Origin of the sequence: Deinococcus deserti VCD115, from assembly GCF_000020685.1 — a bacterium.
In the GTDB taxonomy this organism is placed as follows: domain Bacteria; phylum Deinococcota; class Deinococci; order Deinococcales; family Deinococcaceae; genus Deinococcus; species Deinococcus deserti.
In genome coordinates, this window is sequence record NC_012526.1 from 1,079,280 (window position 1) to 1,104,748 (window position 25,469).

22 protein-coding genes are annotated in these 25,469 nt (G+C 64.4%); 18 read left to right on the forward strand and 4 right to left on the reverse strand.

From position 1 onward, the window contains the following. Positions 1-56: 56 nt before the first annotated feature. The 4 genes from DEIDE_RS05110 to DEIDE_RS05125 are packed head-to-tail and all read left to right on the forward strand — an operon-like array spanning position 57 to position 3,890. Positions 57-701, forward strand: coding sequence for a DUF402 domain-containing protein (locus tag DEIDE_RS05110; RefSeq protein WP_012692885.1), 645 nt, complete (start codon positions 57-59; stop codon positions 699-701). Further along, positions 655-1,377, forward strand: coding sequence for a hypothetical protein (locus DEIDE_RS19475; RefSeq protein ID WP_242402958.1), 723 nt, complete (start codon positions 655-657; stop codon positions 1,375-1,377). The genes DEIDE_RS05110 and DEIDE_RS19475 overlap by 47 nt, the downstream gene beginning before the upstream one ends. 60 nt (positions 1,378-1,437) lie before the next feature. Then, positions 1,438-2,211 (forward strand): ABC transporter ATP-binding protein, encoded by a 774-nt coding sequence (locus DEIDE_RS05120; protein WP_012692887.1) that lies wholly within the window; start codon positions 1,438-1,440, stop codon positions 2,209-2,211. Further along, entirely contained in the window at positions 2,208-3,890 is a 1,683-nt protein-coding gene (locus DEIDE_RS05125; RefSeq protein ID WP_012692888.1) for a putative ABC transporter permease subunit, read from the forward strand. Before DEIDE_RS05120 ends, DEIDE_RS05125 begins: the two co-directional genes overlap by 4 nt. A gap of 78 nt (positions 3,891-3,968) precedes the next feature. Here the strand turns inward: DEIDE_RS05125 and DEIDE_RS05130 are convergent, their stop codons facing one another. Together DEIDE_RS05130 and DEIDE_RS05135 are read right to left on the reverse strand one after the other, a co-directional pair. Continuing rightward, entirely contained in the window at positions 3,969-4,265 is a 297-nt protein-coding gene (locus DEIDE_RS05130) for a YciI-like protein (RefSeq protein WP_012692889.1), read from the reverse strand. Between the two features lie 2 nt (positions 4,266-4,267). Next, complete coding sequence (locus DEIDE_RS05135; RefSeq protein WP_012692890.1) at positions 4,268-5,485, reverse strand: saccharopine dehydrogenase family protein; 1,218 nt, start codon at positions 5,483-5,485, stop codon at positions 4,268-4,270. A 68-nt stretch (positions 5,486-5,553) separates the two neighbouring features. Here DEIDE_RS05135 and DEIDE_RS05140 point away from each other — a divergent pair, with 68 nt between their 5' ends. The 10 genes from DEIDE_RS05140 (at position 5,554) to trpD (ending at position 16,688) form a co-directional block, all read left to right on the forward strand. Further along, positions 5,554-5,904 carry a hypothetical protein gene (locus tag DEIDE_RS05140; RefSeq protein ID WP_012692891.1) on the forward strand — a complete coding sequence of 117 codons (351 nt, stop codon included), beginning with the start codon at positions 5,554-5,556 and terminating at the stop codon, positions 5,902-5,904. Continuing rightward, entirely contained in the window at positions 5,901-6,482 is a 582-nt protein-coding gene (locus DEIDE_RS05145; protein ID WP_012692892.1) for a DUF1572 family protein, read from the forward strand. The genes DEIDE_RS05140 and DEIDE_RS05145 overlap by 4 nt, the downstream gene beginning before the upstream one ends. 45 nt (positions 6,483-6,527) lie before the next feature. Beyond that, a complete protein-coding gene (aroA, locus tag DEIDE_RS05150; protein ID WP_012692893.1) occupies positions 6,528-7,868 on the forward strand; it encodes a 3-phosphoshikimate 1-carboxyvinyltransferase in 1,341 nt (446 codons plus the stop codon). 19 nt (positions 7,869-7,887) lie between these two features. Next, positions 7,888-8,130 carry a hypothetical protein gene (locus tag DEIDE_RS05155; RefSeq protein WP_012692894.1) on the forward strand — a complete coding sequence of 81 codons (243 nt, stop codon included), beginning with the start codon at positions 7,888-7,890 and terminating at the stop codon, positions 8,128-8,130. A gap of 92 nt (positions 8,131-8,222) precedes the next feature. Then, positions 8,223-8,504: a YiaA/YiaB family inner membrane protein gene (locus DEIDE_RS05160; protein ID WP_012692895.1), complete on the forward strand. Its 282-nt coding sequence runs from the start codon at positions 8,223-8,225 to the stop codon at positions 8,502-8,504. A gap of 68 nt (positions 8,505-8,572) precedes the next feature. After that, on the forward strand, positions 8,573-9,664 hold the full coding sequence (locus DEIDE_RS05165; protein WP_012692896.1) for a PQQ-dependent sugar dehydrogenase: 1,092 nt from the start codon (positions 8,573-8,575) through the stop codon (positions 9,662-9,664). A gap of 151 nt (positions 9,665-9,815) precedes the next feature. Next, positions 9,816-13,214: a DEAD/DEAH box helicase gene (locus tag DEIDE_RS05170; protein ID WP_012692897.1), complete on the forward strand. Its 3,399-nt coding sequence runs from the start codon at positions 9,816-9,818 to the stop codon at positions 13,212-13,214. Positions 13,215-13,577: 363 nt separating this feature from the next. Continuing rightward, positions 13,578-14,990, forward strand: a complete 1,413-nt coding sequence (gene trpE, locus DEIDE_RS05175; RefSeq protein WP_012692898.1) for an anthranilate synthase component I — start codon at positions 13,578-13,580, stop codon at positions 14,988-14,990. A 73-nt stretch (positions 14,991-15,063) separates the two neighbouring features. Continuing rightward, a complete protein-coding gene (locus tag DEIDE_RS05180) occupies positions 15,064-15,687 on the forward strand; it encodes an anthranilate synthase component II (protein ID WP_012692899.1) in 624 nt (207 codons plus the stop codon). Continuing rightward, on the forward strand, positions 15,684-16,688 hold the full coding sequence (gene trpD / locus DEIDE_RS05185; protein ID WP_012692900.1) for an anthranilate phosphoribosyltransferase: 1,005 nt from the start codon (positions 15,684-15,686) through the stop codon (positions 16,686-16,688). The genes DEIDE_RS05180 and trpD overlap by 4 nt, the downstream gene beginning before the upstream one ends. A gap of 74 nt (positions 16,689-16,762) precedes the next feature. Here trpD and DEIDE_RS05190 read toward each other — a convergent pair whose 3' ends face one another. Next, on the reverse strand, positions 16,763-17,224 hold the full coding sequence (locus DEIDE_RS05190) for an Lrp/AsnC family transcriptional regulator (RefSeq protein ID WP_012692901.1): 462 nt from the start codon (positions 17,222-17,224) through the stop codon (positions 16,763-16,765). A 280-nt stretch (positions 17,225-17,504) separates the two neighbouring features. On the opposite strand from DEIDE_RS05190, the gene kamA reads away from it, so the two are divergent. The 3 genes from kamA (at position 17,505) to DEIDE_RS05205 (ending at position 23,155) form a co-directional block, all read left to right on the forward strand. Then, the gene (gene kamA / locus DEIDE_RS05195) at positions 17,505-18,986 is read left to right on the forward strand and encodes a lysine 2,3-aminomutase (protein ID WP_012692902.1); all 1,482 of its coding nucleotides are present in this window, start codon (positions 17,505-17,507) and stop codon (positions 18,984-18,986) included. A 69-nt stretch (positions 18,987-19,055) separates the two neighbouring features. Then, a complete protein-coding gene (locus tag DEIDE_RS05200; RefSeq protein WP_012692903.1) occupies positions 19,056-20,429 on the forward strand; it encodes an acetyl ornithine aminotransferase family protein in 1,374 nt (457 codons plus the stop codon). 128 nt (positions 20,430-20,557) lie between these two features. Then, positions 20,558-23,155 (forward strand): ExeM/NucH family extracellular endonuclease, encoded by a 2,598-nt coding sequence (locus DEIDE_RS05205; RefSeq protein ID WP_012692904.1) that lies wholly within the window; start codon positions 20,558-20,560, stop codon positions 23,153-23,155. Between the two features lie 68 nt (positions 23,156-23,223). Here the strand turns inward: DEIDE_RS05205 and DEIDE_RS05210 are convergent, their stop codons facing one another. Further along, the gene (locus tag DEIDE_RS05210; protein WP_012692905.1) at positions 23,224-23,691 is read right to left on the reverse strand and encodes a peroxiredoxin; all 468 of its coding nucleotides are present in this window, start codon (positions 23,689-23,691) and stop codon (positions 23,224-23,226) included. 35 nt (positions 23,692-23,726) lie between these two features. Here DEIDE_RS05210 and tilS point away from each other — a divergent pair, with 35 nt between their 5' ends. Beyond that, on the forward strand, positions 23,727-25,328 hold the full coding sequence (gene tilS / locus DEIDE_RS05215) for a tRNA lysidine(34) synthetase TilS (protein WP_012692906.1): 1,602 nt from the start codon (positions 23,727-23,729) through the stop codon (positions 25,326-25,328). Positions 25,329-25,469 lie beyond the last annotated feature (141 nt).

Genomic DNA, 25,469 nt, shown 5'->3' on the forward strand with positions numbered 1-25,469 from the left:
CCAAAAACTTCAGGTTGCGTCAAGGTTTCTCACTCTCCAGCTGACTACGCTGGCACATGGCGAATCTGGCACAACCGGCGGTGATCCAACCTGTGCATGCCCACCCGATCAAGGTGGAGCGGCACGACATGGCGGCCATGCGTCATCACACCAACACCGGAATCAGGCCGGTGCATACCTACCGGGAAACGCCATACGGTCTGTTTGTGGGCCGGCACTTTGAAGGCCACCCACGCATTCGTCACTGGGAGGCTCACCTGTTGCCCGAACTGAACATGGTGGTCTGCCGCTACGACTTTCATGGCCTGCGCGAGCATGATTACTACCTGGACGTGGCGCGTATTACGAGCCAAAATCACCTGTGGACTGTCGAAGACCTGTACCTCGATCTGATTGTGCATGACGGCCTGAGGGCTGAAATTCTGGACACGGATGAACTGCTGGCCGCCCGGGCAGCCGGCTACCTCAGTGAGAGCGACATGCAGCAGGCGGTTGCTGTAGCGCATCAGGCCCTGTCCGGGCTGGCGCGGGCCGGCTACTCTCTGAATAACTGGCTGGCCTCACACGGCGTGGTGGTCGACTGGTGCGCCGCCGGGGGAGACGACCCGTCTGAAGTGAGGCCGCACATCCCCAGCTCCGGTCCTATCTTTGGGCATGAGCTCTACTGCTCCCCAGATTCGGCTGGAGGCCGCCCTTCCTGAAGCGCTGGGGCGGATTGCAACCACGCCTGGGGTTTACGCCGCGCTCTGGTGCGGGTCTGCTTCTCGTGGTGAAGCCAATGAATACAGCGACCTCGACATTCATGCCCTTGTCACCGGAGATCAGCGCTGGCGCAGCCACTTCACCGTGCACGGGAATGGGCAGCCTGTGCCTGTGGAGGTTTTTTATAATCCTGCCGGGCAGATCAGCAGCCTGATTGCGCAGGAAGACAGTGCTAGCGTCGCCATGTATGCCCACGGGCGAGTGCTCCTGCATCATCCTGACCTGACTGGGTTGATGCGCGAAGCGCAGGCAAGATACGAGGCAGGCCGCACGCCCCGTTCCGTGACTGCGGAGCAGCGCTTTGCCCTGATCGAGGAGGTGATGGACGGGCGTGCCCAGGTTGATGATCCGGCTCATGTGCTGACCGCCATGACCGCCGTATCGCGGCGGATGATGCCTTTGCTGTATGCCTCGCGCGGCTGGTGGGATGTCAAACGCGAGCACTGGCTGTCTGATCTGGAACGCCGGGATGCGGGTGTGGCCACTGACCTGCGCCGCTTACTGGAGGCGCGGGATGGTCGCAGCAGGCAGGCAGCGCTGGAAGCGCTGACGCTGCATCTGACCGGAAACCTCGCCTATGAAGACGGCCGGAGCACGCCCCAGCCGGTGGCCTGAGCGTTCAACCGGCGCGGCTGTCAGACGCTGGACAAGGTATGAGCCCTAAGCTGCGACTCAATGATCGAGGTCAGCAGGTACACCAAACGCTATGGACGGCACGAGGCGGTCAGCAACCTGAGTTTCAGTGTGCCGCCCGGCATGGTGTTTGGCCTGCTGGGAAGTAACGGGGCAGGGAAGACCACCACCATCCGCGCTCTGGTCGGCCTGACCCGCCCCACCGAGGGGACCGTGCGCGTGCAGGGTCACGACGTCTGGCGGGAGCCGGTGAAGGCCAAGGCCGCCTTCGGCTATATCCCCGACCGGCCCTACCTGTACGGCAAGCTGACCGCGCGCGAGTTGCTGCGCTTTGTCGCGCAGCTGTACCGGGTTCCCGGCGCTGAAGCCGAAATAGACCGCTGGCTTTCCTTCTTCCGGCTGACCGACTTTGGCAACGAACTGCTTGAAACCTACTCGCACGGCATGCGTCAGAAGGTCGCCATCGTTGCTGCGCTGCTGCCCGACCCGCCAGTGCTGATCGTGGACGAGCCGATGGTTGGTCTGGACCCTCACGCTGCCCGGCAGGTGCGTGAACTCCTGCGGGGTCACGCCGACCGGGGCCGCACGGTGCTGCTGACCACCCACAGCCTGCCGGTGGCCGAGGCCGTGTGTGACCGTCTGGTCGTCCTGGACCGTGGCCGCGTGCTGGGTCAGGGCACCATGGATGAACTGCACGCCCACACTGGCACCGAGGCCGGCGGAGTTCATGGCGACAGCCTGGAACGGATTTTCTTTCGCCTGATCGAAGAAGAGCAGGCGGAGGAGGCCCGGCGCGCCGAGACCGTCAGCCCATGACAGTGCAGTCCCACGCTCCAGCCACGCCTGCCAGCCTGCTCCGGTTGAAAGCCACCGCACTTCGCCATGCCCTCCGGAAAGCACCGCGGGCCGGGCTGCTGGTGGTCACGTTCCTTGCGGTGCTGCTGGTGTGGGGAGAGGTGTACGGCAGCTGGCGCGCGCTGGTGTTTCTGGCCCGCTTTGGAGATATCGGCACGAATGTGTTCGCCCGCGTCCTGGAAATCGGCCTGATCACACTGTGCAGCGGCGTGACCTTCAGTGCCACCACGGCGGCCATTCAGACGCTGTATCTCAGCGACGACCTGAACTTTCTGCTGACCCAGCCGCTGCCGACCTGGCGGGTCTTTGCTCTGAAGGTCTTTGAGACCTTTCTGAATACGGCCGTGGTGCCATTGTGTCTGATCCTGCCGCTGATCTTGACAGTAGGAGCATTTTTCCAGGCGCCCATCTGGGCCTACCCGGTCATGGCCCTGGCAGCATTCCTGACCTTTGCCGCGCCCGTGGGTCTGGGTGCCCTGCTGGCGGTGCTGCTCATGCGTGTGGCGCCGGTCGGCCGGGTGCGGGAGGTCAGCACGGCCCTCGGGGTCCTGATCAGTGCCGGGCTGGTGTATGCCATTCGTGCCGTGCGTCCCGAGCTGATCGTGCAGCAGGCCCAGGACCCCGAGCGGTTCGAGGCCCTGTTGCGGTCGTTCGCCAGGCCGACAAGTCCGCTTCTGCCTCCAGCCTGGGCCGCCCAGGGGATCTGGCAGGCTGCCCACGGCACCCTCACCTGGTCCCTGTTGCCTCTGGTGGTGCTAACCGCTGTCCTGCTGCTGGCCGCCACTCTGCTGGCTACGCGCGCCTATCAGGAGGGCTGGGCACGGGCACTGGACAGCAGCCGGCCTCGACTGGACCCCACTGCCCGCCGTGCAGGCGCACCTGAGCACCTGTTCAGCCGGTTTGGTGCGGGCGGAAGTCTGGCGTTCAAGGACCTGAGGGTCACGCTGCGCGACCCCACCCAGTGGAGTCAGCTGCTGGTGGTTGTGGCATTAGGCGGCGTGTATCTGGTCAGTGTGCAGGCGGTGCCCATTCCTGTGCCGCAGTTCCGGGGAATCCTGGGGTATGTGCAGCTCGCTTTTCAGGGGTTCATCATCGCGGGCGTCGCGGTCCGGCTGGCCTTCCCAGCTGTCAGCACCGAGGCCCGCGCGTACTGGCTGCTGCGTACCGCGCCGGTCAGCCCACGTCAGATTGTCCTGAGTAAATTTCTGGGCGTGCTGCCGGTCACACTGATCCTGGGACTTGTTATGGCCCTGGTCAGCGCGCGCAGCATGAACCTTGGGCCGACCCTGCTGCTGCTCAGCGGTCTGGTCAGTGTCAGCAACGCACTGGTGATTACCGCGCTGGGAGTCAGCCTGGGCGCAGCCGCTCCCCGGTTCGAGGCCGACAACCCCGCCGAGATCGGCGTCAGTCCAGGCGGGCTGGCCTTTATGGGCCTGAGTCTGATGTACTCGGTGCTGTGCCTGCTGCTGCTTGCAAGGCCCGCTGCCGCCAGCGTTCTCCGTCCGGACCTGTACCCCGGATTTGCCGCGCTGGGTACTCCCGAAGGCGTGCTGGGCCTGCTGGGATTGCTGCTGGTGACCGCTGCAGGCACCTGGCTGAGCCTGAAATGGGGCTGGGGCCGCCTGGACGCACTGGAGTAATCTCACTTAATGTTCCACGGGCATAAAGGTGCAGGCCGGACGCTATTGTCCGGCCTGCACGTTCCGCTGACTTGACGCTCAGGGGGTGTGAGCGGCGGCCGCGCCAGCAACCGTGTGCCAGCGGCGGACTTCCCAGCGGCCGATCAGGCCGTTCAGGACATACGGGTCGGTGCGGGCGAATGTTTCCGCAGCGGCGGGGCTGTCACCCTGAAACAGCAGTACGGCCCCGTCTGCCGGATCGGCCAGGGCACCGCCCAGCACCAGTTCGCCGCGCTCTGTGGCAGCCTGGGCGTGCGCGAGGTGCATTCCACGCAGTGTTTCGCGGCGCGTGACGTAATCTGGCACGAGGTCACGGTAGAACAGCAGGTAATGCACGCTCAGTCCTTGACCAGTTCGATTCCGGCGAGCTCGTCCACCGGCAGCCCCCAGGTGTTCATGGCTTCGATAAAGGGATCGGGGTCAAGCTGCTCGACGTTCCATACGCCAGGCTTCATCCAGACTCCCTTCAGCATCAGCATGGCGCCGATCATGGCGGGCACGCCTGTCGTGTAGCTCACGCCCTGGGCCTGCACCTCGCGGTAGCACTCGGCGTGATCCTTGACGTTGTAGACAAAGTGCACTTTCGGCTGGCCGTCCTTGCCGATGCCCTTGGCCTGCACGCCGATGCAGGTCTGGCCGGTGTAGTTCTCGGCCAGCGACTCGGGCGCGGGCAGCACGGCCTTGAGGAACTCGATCGGCGCAATCTTCTGCCCACGGAAGTCGATCGGCTCGATGGACGTCATGCCGATCCCCTCAAGCACATTGAGGTGCTTGATGTACGCTTCACCGAAGGTCATCCAGAAACGCGCGCGCTTGATGGTCGGGAAGTGCTTGACCAGCGATTCGAGTTCCTCGTGGTACAGGACAAAGCTTTTGCGCGTGGCAACCTTGGGATAGTAGATGTCCTGAGAAATTTCGAGCGGCTGGGTTTCGACCCACTGGCCGTTTTCCCAGTAGCGGCCGTTGGCGGTGATCTCGCGGATGTTGATTTCGGGGTTGAAGTTGGTGGCGAAGGCCTTGCCGTGGCTGCCGTTGTTGCAGTCCACGATGTCCAGGTAGTGAATCTCCTGGAAGTGATGCTTGGCGTGGTAGGCGGTAAACGCCTGCGTGGCGCCCGGGTCGAAGCCGCAGCCCAGCAGCGCCATCAGGCCCTTTTCCTGGAAGCGGTCCTGGTAGGCCCACTGCCAGGAGTACTCGAACTTGGCGACTTCCTTGGGCTCGTAGTTGGCGGTGTCCAGGTAATGCACGCCGGTTTCCAGGCAGGCGTCCATGATGGTCAGGTCCTGGTAGGGCAGGGCCACATTGATGACCATGACCGGACCGAAGCCACGGATCAGCTCGACCAGTTCCGGCACGTTGTCGGCATCTACCGTGGCGGTGCTGAATACGGTTTTGCTGCCGGGCATGTGCTGCGCGATTTCTGCGACGATCTTGTCGGCCTTGCTGACCGTCCGGGTGGCGATCAGCACTTCGCTGAACACCGTGTCGTTCTGGGCGCACTTCTTGGCCACGACGTTGGCCACGCCGCCCGCTCCGATAATGATGACCTTGCTCATGGCAGGCAGTCTACCCGACGGGACTTTCCTGCCCGGGTTCCGGCCATTCAAGGCGCTAGCCTGCGCTCATGAGCAAGCCCTCCGGCGTTCCCCAGCCACGCGTCGTCACCCCCGAGGAGCGTAGCCGGGCCATGCGCACCTTCATGTGGATCGTGGTGGGCTTTGTCGCAGCCATCGGCATCCTGGTGGCCACCCTGAGCGTCATGGGCCGGGGGATGCGCGATTACGGTCAGGCTGCGGCCCGCGCCGTGCAGGCGACCCGGCCGGCACCCGGCACCAACTTCACCCGTCCCTGTGCCGACGTGTTAAATAAGCCAATGCCGGGCGGCGTCGTGTCGTGCATGGTGATGGTCAAGAACGGACAGGTCACGGCCCTGCTGAAGGTCGAGGGCGACAAGCAGTACCGGGTCAAGCCGTGAAGGCTGTTGCCGAGCTCTACCTGAGCGATGTCCGTGAGCGGATGGCGGAAGTCAGGCGCCTGGGTGACCGCGCGCTGAGCCAGTTGGACGATGCCGGCTGGCACCGGTCCCTGGCCGGCGGAGGCAACTCGGCAGCGGTGCTTGTCCAGCATCTGTCCGGCAATATGCATGCCCGCTGGGGAGGCCTGCGCGGAGGGTACCGCCCGGATTATGAGGGCGAGCCAGCCAGCCGGGACCGGGACTCGGAGTTCGAGGAAAGCGGGCTGGCTCCAGCCGAGCTGCAGGCCCGCTGGGACGACGGCTGGGCCGTCTTTCTGGACACCCTGGACCACCTGACTCCGGAGGACCTGACGCGCACGTTGACGATCCGTGGTGAACCGCACACCGTGCTTTCGGCCGTTCAGCGGCAGGTGGCGCACTACAGCGGGCATGTCTACCAGCTGGTGCTGATCGTCAAGACCCTGCGCGGCGACCAGTGGCAGACGCTCAGCATTCCACGGGGCCAGTCTGTGGCGTATATCACTCAGATGCATGCCGCTCAGGCGGCTGCCCTGCCAGACTCCGACGAGCAGCGCTAGACCGGTATCAGCCTCCAGGGTATGTGGGCGGATAGCCTTGCGGGTATGAACGAGGGCGCCCTGCTGGATCACCTGACCCTTCCAGAACAGTTTGACGTGGTGGTGCACCCCGTGCGCGAACTGCGCGGAGACGTGCGGGCTCAGCCCAGCAAGAACTACACCACCCGTTACCTGCTGGCCGCTGCCCTGGCCGAAGGAGAGACCCGGGTGGTCGGGGTGGCGACCAGCGAGGACGCTCACGCCATGCTGCGCTGCCTGACGGACTGGGGAGCGGGCATCGAGCACATCGGGGACGATGTGGTGATCCGCGGGTTCGGGGCAGCGCCCCGCGCGGGCGTCACCCTCAACCCAGGCAATGCGGGCGCCGTGGCGCGCTTCCTGATGGGAGTCGCGGCCCTGACCCGTGACACCACCCTTGTGACCGACCACCCTGACTCCCTGGGACGCCGGCCTCAGGGGGACCTGCTCGAAGCCCTGGAGCGCCTGGGTGCCCGCGTGAGCAGCAACGAAGGCCGCCTGCCCGTCACCATTTCTGGCCCGGTGCGCGGCGGCGTGGTCGAGGTCAGTGCCGAGCGCAGCAGCCAGTACGCCAGCGCCCTGATGTTCCTGGCGCCGCTGCTGCCCGGCGGACTGGACCTGCGCCTCACCGGACAGATCAAAAGCCACGCGCCGCTGCGTCAGACGCTCGATACCCTGGCGGCCTTCGGGATACGTGCCAGCGCCAGCGACGACCTGAGCCGCGTGCAGATTCCCGGAGGGCAGCGCTACCAGCCCGGCCGGGTTTTGGTGCCGGGCGACTACCCCGGTTCGGCTGCGCTGCTGGCCGCCGCGGCGCTCCTTCCTGGCGAGGTCCGGCTGTCGAACCTGCGGGAGAACGACCTGCAGGGAGAACGGGAAGCCGTGGATGTCCTGCGTGAGATGGGCGCGGACATTCACCGCGAAGGTGACACGCTGATTGTTCGGGGAGGCCAGACCCTGCGGGCCGTGAACCGCGACGGCGACGGATTTACCGACGCGGTGCAGGCCCTGACGGCGGCGGCGGCGCTGGCTGAAGGAACCACCACCTGGCACAACGTCTATACCCTGCGCCTCAAGGAATGCGACCGCATTTCCGACACCCGCCGGGAACTTGAGCGCCTGGGCCTTCAGGCCCGCGAGACCGAAGACAGCCTCAGCGTGACGGGCGCAGCTCAGATTGCCGGCGGAGTCACGGCCGACGGGCACGGCGACCACCGCATGATCATGCTGCTGACCCTGCTGGGCCTGCGCGCTGAGGCGCCCGTCCGGATTACCGGCGCGCATCACATCCGCAAGAGCTACCCGCAGTTCTTTGCGCATCTGCACTCGCTGGGCGCCCGGTTTGACTTCGTGGAACGGGACACTTGAGAGACTCGTACCCCTGGGTATGTTTCCGCCCCACGATGCGCCGCTGACCGCACATCAGCGGCTTCTCCTTCTGATCTGCACCCTGATGTTCCCGCCGCTGCTGCTGATGCACGCTGCACTTGCCGTGTGGTTTCAGGACTCGTTTCCGCAGCGTGCCAGGAGTTTTGCCTGGGTCGGTCTGACCTTCCTGCAGGGTTTAGCTGTGATCGTGGTGCTCACAGGCGCAATGGCGTTCATTTTTCAGGCGCTTCGCGGCTTCTGAACTCGCAGCAGCTTCTGCGCATTTCTGACATGATTATTGACAGCGCTGGCTTACACTCGCGGCATTCACGCCGCAGACAGGGAGGCTACCGTATGACCCAGTACACCAACCCGGACCTGATTGGAGATTCACCCGCCTGGATGAGCTTTATCTGGATCGCGTTCACCGTGAGCATGACGCTTATGCTGGTTGGCATCTATTACCTGCCGGTGGACTGGTGGATTCGTGGTTACCTGTACATGGGCACCTTGTTCCTGACGGCCAGCACCCTGACGCTCAGCAAGTCGCTGCGCGACCGCCATGAGTACGAACGTATGGTCAACCGTGTCAAAACAGCCCGCACGGAGCAGGTTCTGAACAAATACGAGAGTTGAGGCCCCGCAGCCTGTCTCTTTACCGGCCTGGACGCCTGTTCTCACCCCCGGACGCTGAAATGGGGGACATGTTAAGAGTCCTGCTGATTGCTGCGCTGGCCCTGGGTCCTGCTGTTCCTGCTGGTGCTCAGGCGCCGGCGCTCAAACTTCCTGCTGGCTTCACCGCGACCACCTATGCCGAAGGCTTCGAGAAACCACGCTTCATGGTGGTTGCCAGCAATGGCGATGTGCTGCTCAGCGACACTTCGGCTGGCCTCGTGTACCTGCTGCCGGACCGCAACAGCGATGGCCGCGCCGACAGCCGCCTGGTTTATGCCCGGGGGCTCAATCAACCGCACGGGCTGGCCATCCGTGGAGGCTACCTGTACGTGGCGAATACGGACAGTGTGGTGCGCTTTGCCTATAAGGCCGGGGACCGTCAGGCCAGCGGCGCGCCACAGAAGGTGGTCAGTCTGCCAGGAGGTGGGGGCCATTCCACCCGGACCATCGAATTCGGCCCCGACGGCCGGATGTACGTCTCGGTGGGCAGCACCTGCAATGTCTGCGAGGAAGAGGACCCTAAGCGCGCCGCCGTATGGGTGTATGACTCCGACGGCAAAAACGGCAGACCCTACGCCACCGGCCTGCGCAACGCCGTGGGGCTGGAGTGGTTCGGCGGGCAGCTTTTCGCCACAAACAACGGCCGCGACCAGCTGGGAGACGATATTCCGCCGGAAAGCTTCTTCAAGCTGCGCGCCGGCGGCTTTTACGGTTGGCCGTACTGCTACACCGTTCGCGCTGGGCAGGCTCAGGTCTGGGACAGGGACTTCGGGCGCAAGACCGCCTCCACTTGCAAGACCGCCGTCCCTGCCTTTGCCCTGACGACTGCCCACTCCGCACCGCTGGGCCTGGCGTTCTATACAGGAAAAACCTTTCCAGCAGCCTACCGGGGCCAGATGTTCGCGGCGCTTCACGGCAGCTGGAACCGGTCGGAAAAGAGCGGGTACAAGGTGGTAGCCGTGGACCCGAAGACCGGTAAGGTCACCGATTTCCTGACCGGGTTCCTGCGCGGCGAGCAGGTCAGCGGGCGTCCGGTGGATCTGGCTGTGGCGCGCGACGGGGCTCTGCTGCTCAGCGACGACGGGGCCGGTAAAGTCTGGCGCATTCAGTACGGTAAGTAGGGTCAGGCTTGGGGTTGACCTTTCGCCAGACGCTGCCTGGTCCGGAGCTGGCGAGGTCTCACCTTGTGCACGGGCAAGTTTTGCTCAGGCGCGGTATCCTTGAGAGCGTGTTTGTTCCTGACGTGCCGCGTCCTCACGGTCAGGTGAGGGTTTGAAGCTCAGCCGGTTGCCACCGGGCTTTGCGCTGAATACTGCCGCGCAGGGTCTGGCTCTACGCCAGGAAGCGGTGCAGCAGATCGCCCGCACCTGGATCCCAGGCGGCTGGCGTGCCGAGGGCGAAGTCACCGATGGTGGCAAGACCTTCCAGGCCAGTGTGGAGCTGACCCCGCCTCCCGACCCTCAGCTGCTCGGCTCCAACTGCACCTGCGGGCGTTACCGGTGCCGTCACGTGGCGGCGCTGGTCCTGTCCACCGACCCGCCAGAGGGAACGCCGCCGGCCACCCCGGCTGCTCCGCCGCGTGTAGAAGAGCCCCTGGAGGCACGCGTTTCGCAGTGGCTGGAAAGCTTTAGTGATGGGCCGGTCTCCGCGCGCGGGCGCCAGTATGAGCTGCGCTATGTCCTGCGCCTGCTGCCGGGCACCTCGGCCCAGGGCGCGGCGCCACGGGGCCGGGTGGCGATCCAGGTGCTGCGCCTTCCACTGCGATCGGACGTCCCGGATGTGCGGGCTGCAGAGGTATATGCCCTGCCGCGCAGCCTGTCCACCGCGCCGGCCTTCGCGCGCCGTGACGCCGAGGTGCTGACCCTCCTGGAGATGACGACCTCCACCGTGCACGCCCCTGGCCGCTGGGAGGACGCGGTGCACGCCCTGGGTGACCATCCCGCCACTGACCTGCTGCTCGACACCCTGCTGGAGACCGGTCGGTTGTGCTGGGAGCGGGTGGATACGCCTGTGACGCGCGGCCCTGACCTGAAAGGGGTGCTGGGCTGGGGCAGCGACGCGAAAGGCATGCAGTTTCCCACCCTGCTGCTGCCCGACGCACCCGACGCGCTGCTGCTGCCGCTGCACACCCGGCCCTGGGCAGTGCGGCCGCAGGCCCATGCGCTGTGCCGCGTGACCACCAGTGCGCCCCCCGCCAGGGTCAGCCGCTTCCTGGCCGGGCCTTCGCTGACCACGGCCCAGGCCACGGCCCTGGCGCACGCCATCACAGCTTCGGGGACCGCGCTGCCTGTGCCGCAGACCGTGCAGGTTCAGGAGGAGACGCTGCCGTATACGCCGCAGCTGCACCTGTCCGGCCGGGTCATGACCGTGCATGTTCGTGACCGCTGGATGCTGCGGCCCGAAACCCGGACCTTCCCGGTTGCCGAGCTCCGTCACGCCTACGGGGGGCTGACGCTGCCCGATGCTAATCACGACGGTCCCGACGGTGCCACGGAGCACATGCCGGCGCTGTACCGCGCTGGGGTGCTGACCCGGGTGCGGCGTGATCCGGTCCAGGAACGCCACGCCCTGGAGCAACTGCAGCATGCCGGTTTTGACCGCATGGACCGGGTATTCGAGGAAGACTTTGGCCTGCCGCCTGAAACCCACAGCCTGCTGACGTTAGGCGACGAGGACTCCTGGATGGCCTTTATGCGTGAAGGCCGCGAAGCGCTTGAAGCCCAGGGGTTTACCCTGCACCTGCACCCCGACTTCCCGCTGAACTTCGCCGAAATTGAGGACTGGTACGGCGAGGCCGACGACAGCTTCGGCGGCTGGTTCACCCTGGACCTGGGGATTGTGGTGGACGGCGAACGGGTCAGCCTGATTCCCGTGCTTGCCGATCTGATCGCCCGCCAGCCTGAACTGTTCACAGCCGAGGCGCTTGAGGCACTGGACAATGACGAGACGCTGTATGCGGCGCTGGGCGACGGCCGCCGTGTGGCTCTGCCCGCCGGGCGGGTGCGCTCCATCCTGAGCGTGCTGGTCGAACTCCACCTGCGTGACCTGCCCGACGGTCCACTCAGGCTGCCGCTGCTGGACGCCGCGCGGCTGGCGCAGCTCGAGGGCGCGGTGCAGGCCCGCTGGGTGGGCGCCGACAAACTGCTGGAACTGGGTCGGCGCCTGCGCGACTTCCAGGGCATCCAGCCTGTGGCGCCGCCTGAAGGGTTGCACGCCGAAATGCGTCCTTACCAGCTGCAGGGACTGGCCTGGCTGCAGTTTCTGCGCGAGCTCGGCATGGGCGGCATCCTGGCTGATGACATGGGGCTGGGCAAGACCCTGCAGACCCTGGCCCACCTGCAGCTGGAAAAGAACGCTGGTCGCGCCGACCGGCCCAGTCTGGTGATCGCGCCGACCAGCGTGATCGGCAACTGGCGCGCCGAAGCGGCCCGCTTTACACCGGACCTGAAAGTGCTGACCCTGCACGGCAAGGACCGCCGCGAGCACTTTGACCGCATTCCCGACGCAGACATCGTGCTGACCACCTATCCACTCCTGCCCCGCGATCTGGTCGAGCTGGGCGCACACGCCTACCATTTCGTGATTCTGGATGAGGCTCAGAACATCAAGAACAGCAAGACGGCCGCGGCAAAAGCGGCGGGCAGCCTGGATGCGCGTCACCGTCTGGCACTCACCGGCACGCCTCTGGAAAACCATCTCGGCGAGCTGTGGTCCCAGTTCAACTTTCTTTCGCCGGGCCTGCTGCACGACGAGCGAACCTTTCGGGACCTGTACCGCACGCCGATTGAAAAGCGGGGCGATCCTCACCGCCGCGCCGCCCTGGCCGCGCGTGTGCGCCCCTTTATCCTGCGTCGTGAAAAGCGTGATGTGGCGCGCGAACTGCCGCCCAAGACCGAGATCCCCGTGCGGGTCACGCTTGACGGTGACCAGCGTGACCTGTACGAAACGGTGCGCGTCACCATGGAGTCCCGGGTCCGTGAGGAACTGCGCGCGCGGGGCCTGAACCGCAGCACCATAGCCATCCTGGACGCCCTGCTCAAGCTGCGTCAGGCGGTCACCGATCCGCGTCTGGTCAAGCTGGAGGCCGCCCGGAACGTACAGGGCAACGCCAAGTTCGAGTGGCTGCAGGGCAACCTGCCGCAGATGCTCGAAGAAGGCCGCCGGGTGCTGATCTTCAGTGGGTTTGCCACCCTGCTGAGCCATCTGGAGCAGTGGCTGCGTGAGGAAGGCACTCCGTACAGCATGATCACCGGGCAGACCCAGGACCGGCAGACGCAGATCGACCGCTTCCAGAATGGGGAAACCCATGTGTTCCTGATTACCCTCAAGGCGGGTGGGGTGGGCCTGAACCTGACAGCTGCCGACACGGTCATTCACTACGATCCCTGGTGGAACCCGGCAGCCGAGGATCAGGCCACTGACCGCGCCTACCGCATCGGGCAGGACAAGCCGGTGTTCGTGTATAAGCTGATTGCTGCTGGCAGCGTCGAGGAGCGCATTCTGGATCTGCAGTCCCGTAAGGCGTCGCTGGCCCGGGGCATCCTGGACGGTGGGCTCAGCGAGGCCACGCAGCTCACCACACACGACCTGGACCGGCTGTTTGCTCCGCTTGCTGACGGAGACGACGCCGTCGAGCCCCGTCCGGTGGTTTCGGAAGCGCCCGGGGCCTGAGGGCGCAGGTCTGCGGGACAGTGGCCAGCCGAGTCGTTTCGGCACTTTCGCCTCCGCACGGTCAGCTGTGAGGCACTCTCCACAGGCGACGCCGGATTCTCTCATGGACACCCTGTCTGACAGCTCACAAGCCAGAGTTCCAGGGGGGCAGTTCTGATGGGGCTCAGGGTGGATGCACCGCAGCAGCTAGACCGGTCTTGAGTGTTTCCTGGGCTGCGCGCTATTCTCGCCAGGATGACCGTGTATGGCGCGTGGTGGTGGCCCAGCTTCGCCTGGGAGTGACGCGCTGTTTTTGTTTGATTGCACGCGCCCAGGTGGTTTCCAGACCACCGGGCGCTTTTTCTTGTTCCATACGGGAGCCGCATGACACAGACCCTCAACGCCCAGATTGTCGTCCAGGAGCTGAATGCCGACCTGGACACCCCCGTGACCGCTTACCTGAAAGTTGCTCAGGGTGAAACCGTTTCCTTTTTGCTGGAAAGTGTCGAAGCTGGTGAAAAGCTGGGGCGCTACTCGTTTATTGGCGTTGGCGAGCAGGGCACCTTCGTCTACCGGGACGGGCAGGTGCAGAGCAGTGGGGTATTCGGAGAGTTCAGCGGTCCGGAAGCCGACCCTCTGGCGCGGCTGTATCAGGTGACGGCGCGGTCGGTGGAGGTGCCTCAGGGACTGCCGGCTTTTGTGGGTGGCGCTGTGGGCTTCGCTGCCTACGACATTATCCGCGCCTACGAGACGCTGCCGGACCAGAATCCAGACGAGCTCAATATCCCCGACGCCCTGTTTATTGCGCCGCGTGGCATGGTCATCTATGACCATCTCAAGCACCGCCTGATCGCTGTGGCGACCGCAGAAAAGAAGGCTGAGGCTGACGCGATGCTGCGTGAACTGGTCTCCAGGCTGCGGGCTCCACTGCCTGAGGTTCCGGGCCGTGAGCCTGCCCCCGCCCCTGAGTTCACCAGCAACTTCACGCCTGAGGGCTACATGGCTGCCGTAGAGAAAGCCCTTGACTACATCCGTGCCGGGGACGTGTTTCAGGTGGTGCCCAGCCAGCGCTTCAGCGCAGACCTGACCGTACATCCCTTTGCGTTGTACCGGGCCTTGCGGCGCGTCAATCCCAGCCCGTACCTGGGGTATCTCGCGCTGGGAGACGTGACCCTGGTGGCCAGCAGCCCTGAGAGCCTGCTGCGCAGCGACGGGCATGAAGTCATCACGCGGCCTATTGCCGGGACCCGGGTGCGCGGGCAGACGCCTGAGGCCGATAACGCCAACGCTGCCGAGCTGCTGGCCGATGAGAAGGAGCGGGCCGAGCACCTGATGCTGGTGGACCTGGGACGCAACGATCTGGGGAAGGTCAGCGCTTATGGCAGTGTGCGCGTGCAGGACGCCTTCTCCGTCGAGCGCTACAGCCACGTCATGCACATCGTTTCGACGGTTGCTGGCCAGCTTCGAAGCGGTCAGACCCCACTTCACGCCCTGGCCAGCGTGCTGCCGATGGGAACCGTCAGCGGCGCTCCCAAGATCCGGGCCATGGAAATCATCGACGAACTTGAGCCGGTCAGGCGCGGCCCGTACGGCGGCGCTTTCGGCTATATCGCCTTTGACGGCAGCCTCGACATGGCGCTGACCCTGCGCACGATGGTGATTGCCGGCGGAAGACTGCATATTCAGGCCGGTGCAGGCGTGGTTGCCGACAGTGACCCAGCCAGTGAGGAACTCGAGACCCGCAGCAAGGCCGCCGCGCTGATGCGTGCGGTCGAGCTTGCCGCTGGAGGGCTGTGATGCTCATGGGCCAGGCCCGGCAGCACGGCATATTTCTCATCTGCCCAAGGACAACAAATATGACGGTGACCGCATGACCCCGCTGCGAATCCTCCTGATCGACAACTACGACTCGTTTACCTACAACCTCGTGCAGTACCTCGGTGAGCTCGGGGCCGAGCTGACCGTCTGGCGCAACGACGCCTTCACACTCGACGACGTGCGGGCGCTGAATCCCGATGGCATTGTCGTGTCTCCTGGTCCCTGCACGCCGGCCGAGGCCGGGCAGAGCGTCGACGTGATCCGGGCTTTTGGCCCCAGTGTCCCCATGCTGGGCGTCTGCCTGGGACACCAGAGCATCGGGGAGGCCTACGGCGCGCGGGTGGACCGGGCCATGCTGCCGGTTCACGGCAAAACCAGTCCGGTCCGGCATGACGGTCAGGACCTGTTTGCAGGACTGGAACAGGACGTCCGGGTGACCCGGTACCACTCTCTGGTGGTGCGTGACCTCCCCGAGGAGCTGCAGGCCACCGCCTGGACCACCGATCCCGAAGAAGAGGTCGTGATGGCGCTGCGCCACCGCGAGTACCCGGTCTATGGTCTGCAGTTCCATCCCGAAAGCATCGAGACCCAGGCCGGCATGGACATGCTGCGTAATTTCCTGGCCCTGGTGCGCGAACATCGGACCGTGTCCACACGCCCGGAGCAACAGGCATGATTCATGCCCGACTGATGAACGGAGAAGTGCTCTCGCAGGCAGAGGCCGCCGCCTTCATGCACGAGGTCATGGAAGGCGGCATGAGCCCGGCGCGGCTCGCTGCTGCCCTGGCTGCGCTGAGGGTGCGTGGCGAAACCCCCGAGGAGATCGCGGGATTCGCGCAGGCGATGCGCGCGAGTGCCGTGCGGGTGGAGGTGCGCCCACGCGAGGTACTGCTGGATGTGGTGGGTACCGGTGGCGACGGCGCGCACACCTTCAACATCAGCACGACCACCGTGTTTGTCCTGGCTGGTGCAGGGATTCCCATCGCCAAACACGGCAACCGCGCCGCAAGCAGCCGCTCAGGCAGCGCGGACGTCCTGGAAATGCTGGGCGTAAACCTGGACGCGGCTCCAGACGTTGTGGCAGGCGCCGTGAACGAACTGGGGATAGGTTTCATGTTTGCGCGCAACTACCATCCGGCGCTGCGGCATGCTGCGCCGGTCCGCGCCGATCTGGCTGCCCGCACGGTATTTAACATTCTGGGGCCGCTGGCTAATCCAGCCGGAGCCACCCACCTGCTGGTGGGCGTGTACAGCCCGCACCTGACGCGGGTGCTGGCCGAGGTGCTTCGGCTGCTGGGTACGCGGGGAGCCACGGTGGTGCACGGCGACGGGCTGGATGAATTCACGGTCTGCGGCCCGAATACGGTGACCGGCCTGCGGGACGGCGAACTGGTTGACCGGATCATTCATCCTGAGGAGGCCGGGCTGTCTCAGCACCCCAAAGAAGCCATCGTGGGCGGTACACCGGCCGAGAACGCTGAGATCACCCGGGCTCTCCTGACCGGGGGGGGAACTGCGGCCCAGCGCGACATCGTGGCGCTCAATGCGGGCGCGGCCCTGCGAACGGTGGGACGCGTGGGCAGCATCCGCGAGGGGGTCGAGGTTGCCCGCGAGGTGATGAACGGCGGGCAGGGCTGGGACGTGTTGCAGCGCTATGCCACCTACACCCGCCGCTGAGCAACACCCCGGAGAAGCAACTACAGCAGAGGACCACTTTCCAACCTCAGGAAAGCGGTCCTCTGCTGATTGTTTCAGCGTGGCGGTAGCAGCAGTTTGCCTTCCAGCGGTGTGCTGAGCACGATACTGGTATCGCACGTGAAACCCATCTGAATCAATTCGCCCAGCAGCCCCTCTAATTCCCCTACGTCAGGCACGGCGACCTTCAGGATGCAGCTGTTGTCGCCGGTAACGCTGTGGCACTCCAGCACGCTGTCGTGGCGGGTAGCCCAGCGCACCAGCGTGGGATCGTTGCGTCCTGAGTCCTGCACGCCGATAAACGCGGTAATGGTGCGCCCCAGCGGCTTGGTGGCCACCCGCACCCCATATCCCAGGATGACACCAGCATCTTCCAGGCGCCGCACCCGTTCGGTCACCGCTGGTGCACTCAGGCCGACGCGGCGGCCCAGCTCACGCATGCTCAGACGCGAGTCGCGCTGCAGCTCTTCCAGAATGCGGTGGTCCAGGGAATCCAGGTGCGTGCTGTGTTGCTTCATATGACCTCGAACGAGAACGGCGCGGTCCACTAGTAGGGACCCCGGGAAAAGGGTGGAAACGGTGAGTTACAGGTGCTGACTGCAGGACGGCTTCAAACAGCTCTGATAAAGCCATCTTAACAATTGTAAGGCGTAAGGTGGCAAATGAGAACTTTGCGGGCACCGTGACCCCACCTCCTGGGAGGTGACGAACATTCCAATCACTGGGGCTGTCAGAAGACAATAGGGGAGTCAACCACGTTCTACCGAGCCCTGATTTTCAAGCCCCTGGAGGCCCCCTATGCCTGACCGTCATGCCCTGCATCCGCAGGCCACCACCCGCAGCCAGCAGATGCTGCCCCGCAATTACCGCGCCCCCAAATGGGCCGATGTCCCTGATGAGCAGTGGTACGACTGGAAGTGGCAACTCAAGAACCGCATCAATTCGGTTGCCGAGCTTGAAGAAGTGATCCGGCTGACGGACAGCGAGCGCCAGGGTGCCAGCGCCGAGGGTATTTTCCGCCTGGACATCACTCCGTACTTCGCCAGCCTGATGGACCCCGAGGATCCCACCTGCCCGGTCCGGCGTCAGGTGATTCCCACGCACCACGAGCTCACGCCGTTTACCTCCATGATGGAGGATTCTCTGGCCGAGGACAAACACAGCCCCGTGCCCGGCCTGGTGCACCGTTACCCCGACCGTGTGCTGATGCTGGTGACCACCCAGTGCGCGAGCTACTGCCGCTACTGCACGCGCAGCCGCATCGTGGGTGACCCCAGCGAAACGTTCAACCCTGCCGAGTACGAGGCTCAGCTCAACTACCTGCGCAATACCCCGCAGGTGCGTGACGTGCTGCTCTCCGGCGGCGACCCTCTGACCCTGGCGCCTAAGGTGCTGGGCCGCCTGCTGGCCGAGCTGCGCAAGATCGAGCACATCGAGATCGTGCGTATCGGCACGCGCGTCCCGGTCTTCATGCCCATGCGCGTGACCCAGGAACTGTGCGACGTGCTCTCGGAAAACCACCCGGTGTGGATGAACATTCACGTGAACCACCCGCGTGAAATTACGCCGGAAGTGGCTGAAGCGTGCGACCGCCTGACCCGCGCAGGTGTGCCCCTGGGCAACCAGAGCGTGCTGCTGCGTGGCATCAACGACCATCCCGTGATCATGCAGAAGCTGGTGCGCGAACTTGTGAAGATCCGTGTGCGTCCGTACTACATCTACCAGTGCGATCTCGTGCACGGTGCGGGCCACCTGCGCACCACCGTCAGCAAGGGCCTGGAGATCATGGAAAGTCTGCGCGGTCACACCAGCGGTTACAGCGTCCCCACCTACGTCGTGGACGCGCCCGGTGGCGGCGGCAAGATTCCCGTCGCACCGAACTACGTACTGTCGCACAGCCCAGAAAAGCTCATTCTGCGCAACTTCGAGGGCTACATCGCCGCGTACTCCGAGCCAACCGACTACACCGGCCCCGACATGGCGATCCCCGAGGACTGGCACCGCAAAGAGCCTGGTCAGAGTGGCATTTTTGGTCTGATGGAGGGCGAGCGCATTTCCATCGAGCCCAAGGAATTCAGCGAAAGCCGCAACCGTCCCGGTACGACCAAGCACCGTCTGAACAGCCGCGAGGACAAGTGGGAGGCGCACGGAATTGGCACAGCAGAAAGCAACGCTGGCCCTCTCGCGCACGACACCTCCCTGACCGATACCGCGCCTGACGGTATGGTGCAGACTCCCCAGCCCATAGAAACCGAGCCGCACTCTGTCAGCGGCGACTGACCGCCCAGGCCGAGGGCTCAGCCGACCTGCGCCCTGCTTTTCTTGCCCCCTCTTTTCTCAGGAGCTTCCATGACTATTGCCATCAAACCCCGTCGGCCTGAACTCAAGACTGCTCTGCCCGGCCCGAACACCCGCGCCATCATGGACCGCGACGCTCTGCATCTGTCCACCTCCTATATGCGCCCCTACCCGTTCGTGCCCGATCACGGTGAGGGCGTGTGGCTGACCGACGTGGATGGCAACACCATGCTGGATTTCTTCGCGGGAATTGCTGTCAGCACCACCGGGCATGCGCACCCGCACGTCGTAAAGGGCGTGCAGGAGCAGATCACGAAGTTCACGCACGTCTGCCTGACCGACTACCCCCAGGAGATCACCACCAGCCTTGCCGAGCGGCTCGTCAAGCATGTGGAGCGTCCCGGGGAGAAGTGGCGTGTGTTTTTCGGAAACTCCGGCGCTGAAGCAGTCGAGGCGGCGATTAAACTTGCGCGCAACCACACCGGACGCACGCACATCATCTCCACCATGGGCAGCTTCCACGGCCGGACTTATGGCGCCATCACGTTGACCGGCAGCAAGACCAAGTACAAGCGCGGCTTTGGCCCCCTCCTGCCGGCCGTCAGTCACGTGCCGTATCCCAATCCCTTCCGTCCGCCGCTGGGCTCTACGCCTGAAACCTGCGGTCAGGCTGTCATCGACCACATCGAGAGCCTGTTTGTCGGGGTAATTCCAGCTGACGAGGTAGCCGCGATCATTATTGAACCCATGCAGGGTGAGGGCGGCTACATCATTCCGCCCGCTGATTTCCTGCCCAAGCTGCGCGCCCTGTGTGACAAGCACGGCATCATGCTGATCTTCGATGAGGTGCAGGCCGGTATGGGCCGCAGCGGCAAAATGTTCTCCTTCCAGCACTTCTTTGAACACGGGGATGTTCAGCCCGACATGATCACGCTCGCCAAGGGTATTGCTTCGGGCATGCCCATCAGTGCGCTGCTGGCCAAGGAAAGCGTCATGACCTGGCCGGTCGGATCACATGGCAGCACCTACGGCGGCAATCCGGTGGCCGCTGCGGCCTCTCACGCCACCCTGGACCTGCTTGAAGGCGTCGTCAAGCACCCCGGCTGTGGAGACAACCTGATGGACAATGCCACCCAGGTGGGCGACTACATCATGGCTGAGCTTAAGAAGATGCAGGCGCAGTTTCCGTTTCTGGGCGACATTCGCGGCAAGGGCCTGTTTATCGGTCTGGAGTTCGTCAAGCCTGACGGCAGCCCTGATGGCGCGCTCCGTGACCGGGCAAGTATGGCCATGTTCGAGAAAGGCCTGCTGAACCTGGACTGCGGCGAAGCAGTCATCCGCATCAGCCCGCCTCTGATCCTGACCCGGGAGGACGCTGAAACGGGCCTGCAGATCATGCGCCAGGCACTCAGTGAACTGAAGTAATCGCTTTAGCTCTGTGCTGAACGCGTGTGCCTGACAACCGACGAGACTGATGCCCTCATGACATGAGGACGCCAGTCTCGTTAAGCTGTCGGTCGCTTCAAAGAATTCATCTTTATACTGGAGTTCTCATGAATAGAAATGTCCTGAAGGGCAGCTTTGTGATGCTTGGTCTCACAGCCCTGCTTTCTGCGTGTGCAACCACTGCGCCTGTCTCTACCTACACCTGTCCGGCTGACGCCACCGTGACCGGCATTGCTGCGGTTCAGGGCGCTGGAGAGGCCAGCCCGCTGGTCGGGCAGACAGTCACCGTTCGCGGAGTGGTAACGTTGGACGCCCAGCCTGGCCTGAGCGGGTTTTATCTGCAGGATGTCAAGCCCGACGCCGATGACAAGACCAGTGACGCACTATTTGTGTTTACAGGAACCACCCCCAAAGACGTCAAGTTGGGCGACGTGGTACAGGTGACCGGTACTGTCAAGGAATTCAACGGCCTGACCGAACTCGACCCGGTGACGGCCGTGACTGCCTGCGGCAAGACCATGCTGCCCCTGGCAACCACCGTTACCTTCCCACTGACCACCCCTACCGCCCTTGAAGCGGTCGAGGGCATGCTGGTGCGGGTGGCCACGCCCATGACCGTCACGGACACGTTTACCCTGGGACGCTTCGGCGAACTTGGGCTGTCCAGCGGAGGCCGCCTGTTCAACCCCACCAACGGTCAGGGGGGCACAGCGCAGAGCAACAAGCTGCGTACCCTGCGTCTGGATGACCTGAGCAGCAAGCAGAACCCCGCGACCATTCCGTACCTGACCGGCACCGACCCCCAGACCGCAACCCGGCGCGCAGGCGACACCGTGACCAACCTTGAAGGTGTCATCCACTACGCCAACAACGCGTACAAGCTGCAGCCCACCAAGACCCCCGTATTCACGGCCAGCAACCCGCGCACCGCAGCGCCCAAGGACGTGGGCGGCACCCTGAAGGTGGCGGGGGCCAACGTGCTGAACTACTTCACCACGCTGGGCAGTGCCGGCCGTGGCGCAAGCAACTCCACTGAATTTACGCGCCAGAAGGCTAAAATCGTGGCCGAGCTGCGTGCGCTGAACGCCGACGTCATCACTCTGATGGAAGTCGAAAACAATGGCGAAGTTGCACTGGACGACCTCGTGACGGCGCTCAACGCGGCGGCCGGGAAGACCGAGTTTGCCAGCGTAAAAACCGGGAAAGTCGGTACGGACGCTATCCGCATGGCGATCATCTACCGGCCTGACCGGGTCGAGACCGTCGGTGGTCCTCAGATCGATACGAACGCGGTGCACAGCCGCCCACCCGTTGCCCAGACATTCCGTGACCTCGGCGGCAAGGGCATCTTTACGGTGGTGGCCAACCACTTCAAGAGCAAGGGAAGCTGCCCCGCCAGTGGCGACGTGGACATGGGCCAGGGCTGCTGGAATCTGCTGCGCGTGGATCAGGCCAAGGCCCTGCTGGAGTTTGCTGGCAGGCTCAAAGCAGTTGATCCCGATGTGCTCCTGATGGGTGACCTCAATGCCTACGGCGAAGAAGACCCGATCAAGACCATCGAGGCAGCTGGTTTCGAAAGCCTGAATAAGCGCATTCCCGCTGAGGACCGCTACAGCTACCAGTTCAACGGCGAGTTTGGTTACCTCGACCATGCGCTGTCGAGCTCAACGCTGAGTGCTCAGGTCACCGGTATCACCGAGTGGCACATCAACAGCGATGAGCCTGTGGTCCTGGACTACAACATCGAGTTCAAGAAGCACCCTGAGTGCACCGCGACCAACTGCACCAGCCCGGACCTGTACGCCCCCACGCCTTACCGCAGCAGCGACCACGATCCCGTGCTGGTGGGCCTGACCCTGAAGGCCGACGGGGATCCTGTGATTCCAGTAACGGTGAGCGCCACTGGCAATGACACTGTCACGGCGGGAACCGCCTACAGCCTGACCTACACGGCCGGAGGCACCCCTGACAGCGTGAGCGTGAACTGGGGCGACGGCAGCACCGAGACCCTGGCGGTGGGCGGCGGCACAGCAACGCATACCTACGCTGCAGCTGGCACCTTCACGATCACTGTGACCGCGAAGCGTGGCGCACTGACCAGTACCACCACCAAGACGGTGACCGTGCAGGCAGCGCCGGTAGTCGGGAAGGGCCGTTTGGTCATCAGTCAGGTATATGGCGGGGGCGGCAACGCCGGAACAACATACAAGAATGACTTTGTTGAACTGTTTAACGCAGGGACTGCAGCTATCAGCACGGCTGGCCTGAGCGTGCAGTACGCTGGCGGCACCAATACCTTCAGTGCAGCGAATACCTTTGCGCTGCCCACTGCCACAATGCAGCCAGGGGCCTACTTCCTCGTGCAACTGGCGGCGGGCACGGCCACTACTGGCGGGACACAGGCTCTTCCGGCGCCTGACGCCACCGGCACCCTGGCCCTGGGTGCCCAAGCGGGAAGGGTTGCATTGGTTGCGAACGCTGAGCCCGCGACAGGAGTTGCTGACACCGATGTGCTGGACTTTGTGGGGTACGGCAGCGTCACCGAGTTTGAGGGCGCCGCCCCGGTGGCTGCTACGGCTAACACGACCAGCGCCCTGCGCAAAGGAGCCGGATGCACCGACACCAACCAAAACGCCGCTGATTTCACGGTAGGTACGCCTGCACCTCGAAACAGCGCCAGCGCGGTCAACGTCTGCACGCCCTGAGCTGCACAGATTGATTCTTCAAAGAGCGCCGGGCAACTTGCCCGGCCGCTTTCTTTTTAAAGTTCTGCTCAATACGCCCCGGTGCGTCGCTCCAGCTCGCTGAGCACCTCGCCGGCGTGTGTAGCCGGATTGACAGTGCGCCAGTGGCAGGCCAGCTCACCTTCCGGGCCAATCAGGAATGTCTCGCGGGAGGCAATGCCCAGCAGTCCCCTTAAGCCGGTGACCACGCCGTAGTCACGGGCAAGCCGTTTCCTGCCATCAGGAATAAGGGGGAACGACAGCCTGCACTGGTCCCGGAAGCTGGCCTGCCGCGCCTCGGTATCGGTGCTGACCCCAATAACCGTCGCGCCCAGTCGTTCAAACTCTGGAAGCACTGCCTCAAAGCGCTGTGCCTCGATGCTGCATGCCGGTGTATTGGCTTTTGGATAGAAGTACAGTACGACCCACTGGCCACGCATGGCTGACAGGCTGACACGGCGGCCATCGTCACTGCGAACATCGAAGGGCGGAGCCTGACGGCCGACCTGAAGACTCATGACCCGCATTCTACGGGCGCAGCTAGAATGCGCCGGTGTCCACACTTCTTGCCCCTCTGCATCCCTATGCGGGCCGGGTCGTGGTGGTTGGTGTGTCGGGCGGCGCAGATTCCGTGGCGCTGCTGCGGGCACTGGTGCAGGCTGAAGCCCGCCCTGTGGTGGCTCACCTTGACCACGCCCTGCGGCCGAACTCGGCGGAGGACGCCCAGTGGGTGCACGATCTCGCTGAACAGCTGGGGGCAGCCCACACGAGCACGCGGGTTGATGTGGCTGCCGTGGCCGCGCGCCGTGGCTGGAACGTAGAAGATGCTGCCCGCCGGGTGCGTTATGAAGTGCTGAGCCGAGCGGCCCGTCAGCATGGAGCCCACACCGTCATGACGGCGCACACCCGCCGCGATCAGGCCGAAACGGTGCTGATGGGTCTGTTGCGCGGGGAAGCTGTGCTGACCGGAATCCCGGCGGTGCGGGGCCGGGTACGTCGTCCCTGGCTGGATGTCCCCCGAAGTGAGATCGAGGCCTATCTGAAAGCTCTTGGGCAGGAGTGGCGCGAAGACCCCACCAATGCCGACGTGACCTACACCAGGGCGTGGCTGCGTACTGAGGTCATGCCTGTGCTGGCTGCACGGTTTCCAGGAGTGGAGGCAGCGCTGGGCCGGGTGGCAAAGCTGGCTCAGCAGGATGACGAGGCGCTCAGGGATCTTGCCGCAGCCTTGACGCCACATGCCCCGCGCGACCGTGTTCCGCTGGCGGTGCTGCGGCGGCGGGTAACGCAGGAACTGAAATCTGCAGGCTTACAGTTTCATGTGGGTCAGGTTGATCAGCTGGCTGAGGCGCAGCGCACCGGAGAGACGAGACATGTCACGCTGCTGGGTGGCCGGGGCGTCACGGTAACGGGCGGAGCCCTGCACCTCGCAGCGCGTGCGTGGCCCCTGCCGTCCTTTTCCTGGCCAGAAGACTGGACTCTCCGGACCCGGCAACCAGGAGACCGCATTACTTTGCCAGGCGGAACCCGTAAGGTCAGCGATGTTCTGACGGATCTGAAGATCCCCCGGGATCAGCGGGACGACGTGCCGCTGCTGGTGTCTGCGCAGGGCGTGAAGTGGATCGGTGTAGAGCCGAATATCTGGGCCAAGGGCGCGCGTGCAGTGGTAGGCCAGCCTGCAGACCTGCTCGACACCGCAATGGGGGAGGCCCTGGGATTGGCCCGGGAAGCAGCCCTGGCCCAGGAAGTTCCTGTCGGGGCCGTGGTCCTCGGTCCAGGGGGCCGCATCATAGGAAGTGGGCGCAACACCAGCCGTGCCGACAGCGATATGACGCGTCACGCTGAACTGGCGGCACTGCGCGCAGCCACCGCGGAACTCGGTACTGCGTATCTCACCGGATGCACCCTGGTCGTCACCCTGGAGCCGTGCCCGATGTGCCTGGGCGCGGCGCTTGAAGCGCGGGTGGAACGAATCGTGTACGGCGCGAGCAATCCCAAGGCGGGAGCGCTGGGCGGCGTTTCAGATCTCCTTTCCAGCCACTGGGGACATGTGCCGGCAGTGACCGGAGGAGTGCGGGCTCAGGACGCGGCACGAGTGCTCCGGGATAGTTTTCAGGAACTGAGACAGCGCAGGCTGAAGTCCCCGGACGTGTAGCGAGATATCTGGAGTGACCGGTATGTACTACGAATCCTGGACGCTGTGTTTGAAACAGTCCCGGGCCCCTCAGGTGCTGAACTGCCGGCCTGGACTGGACCTCCGGCGACTCTGACTTTGGGCCAGCTGCCCTGGAGCACA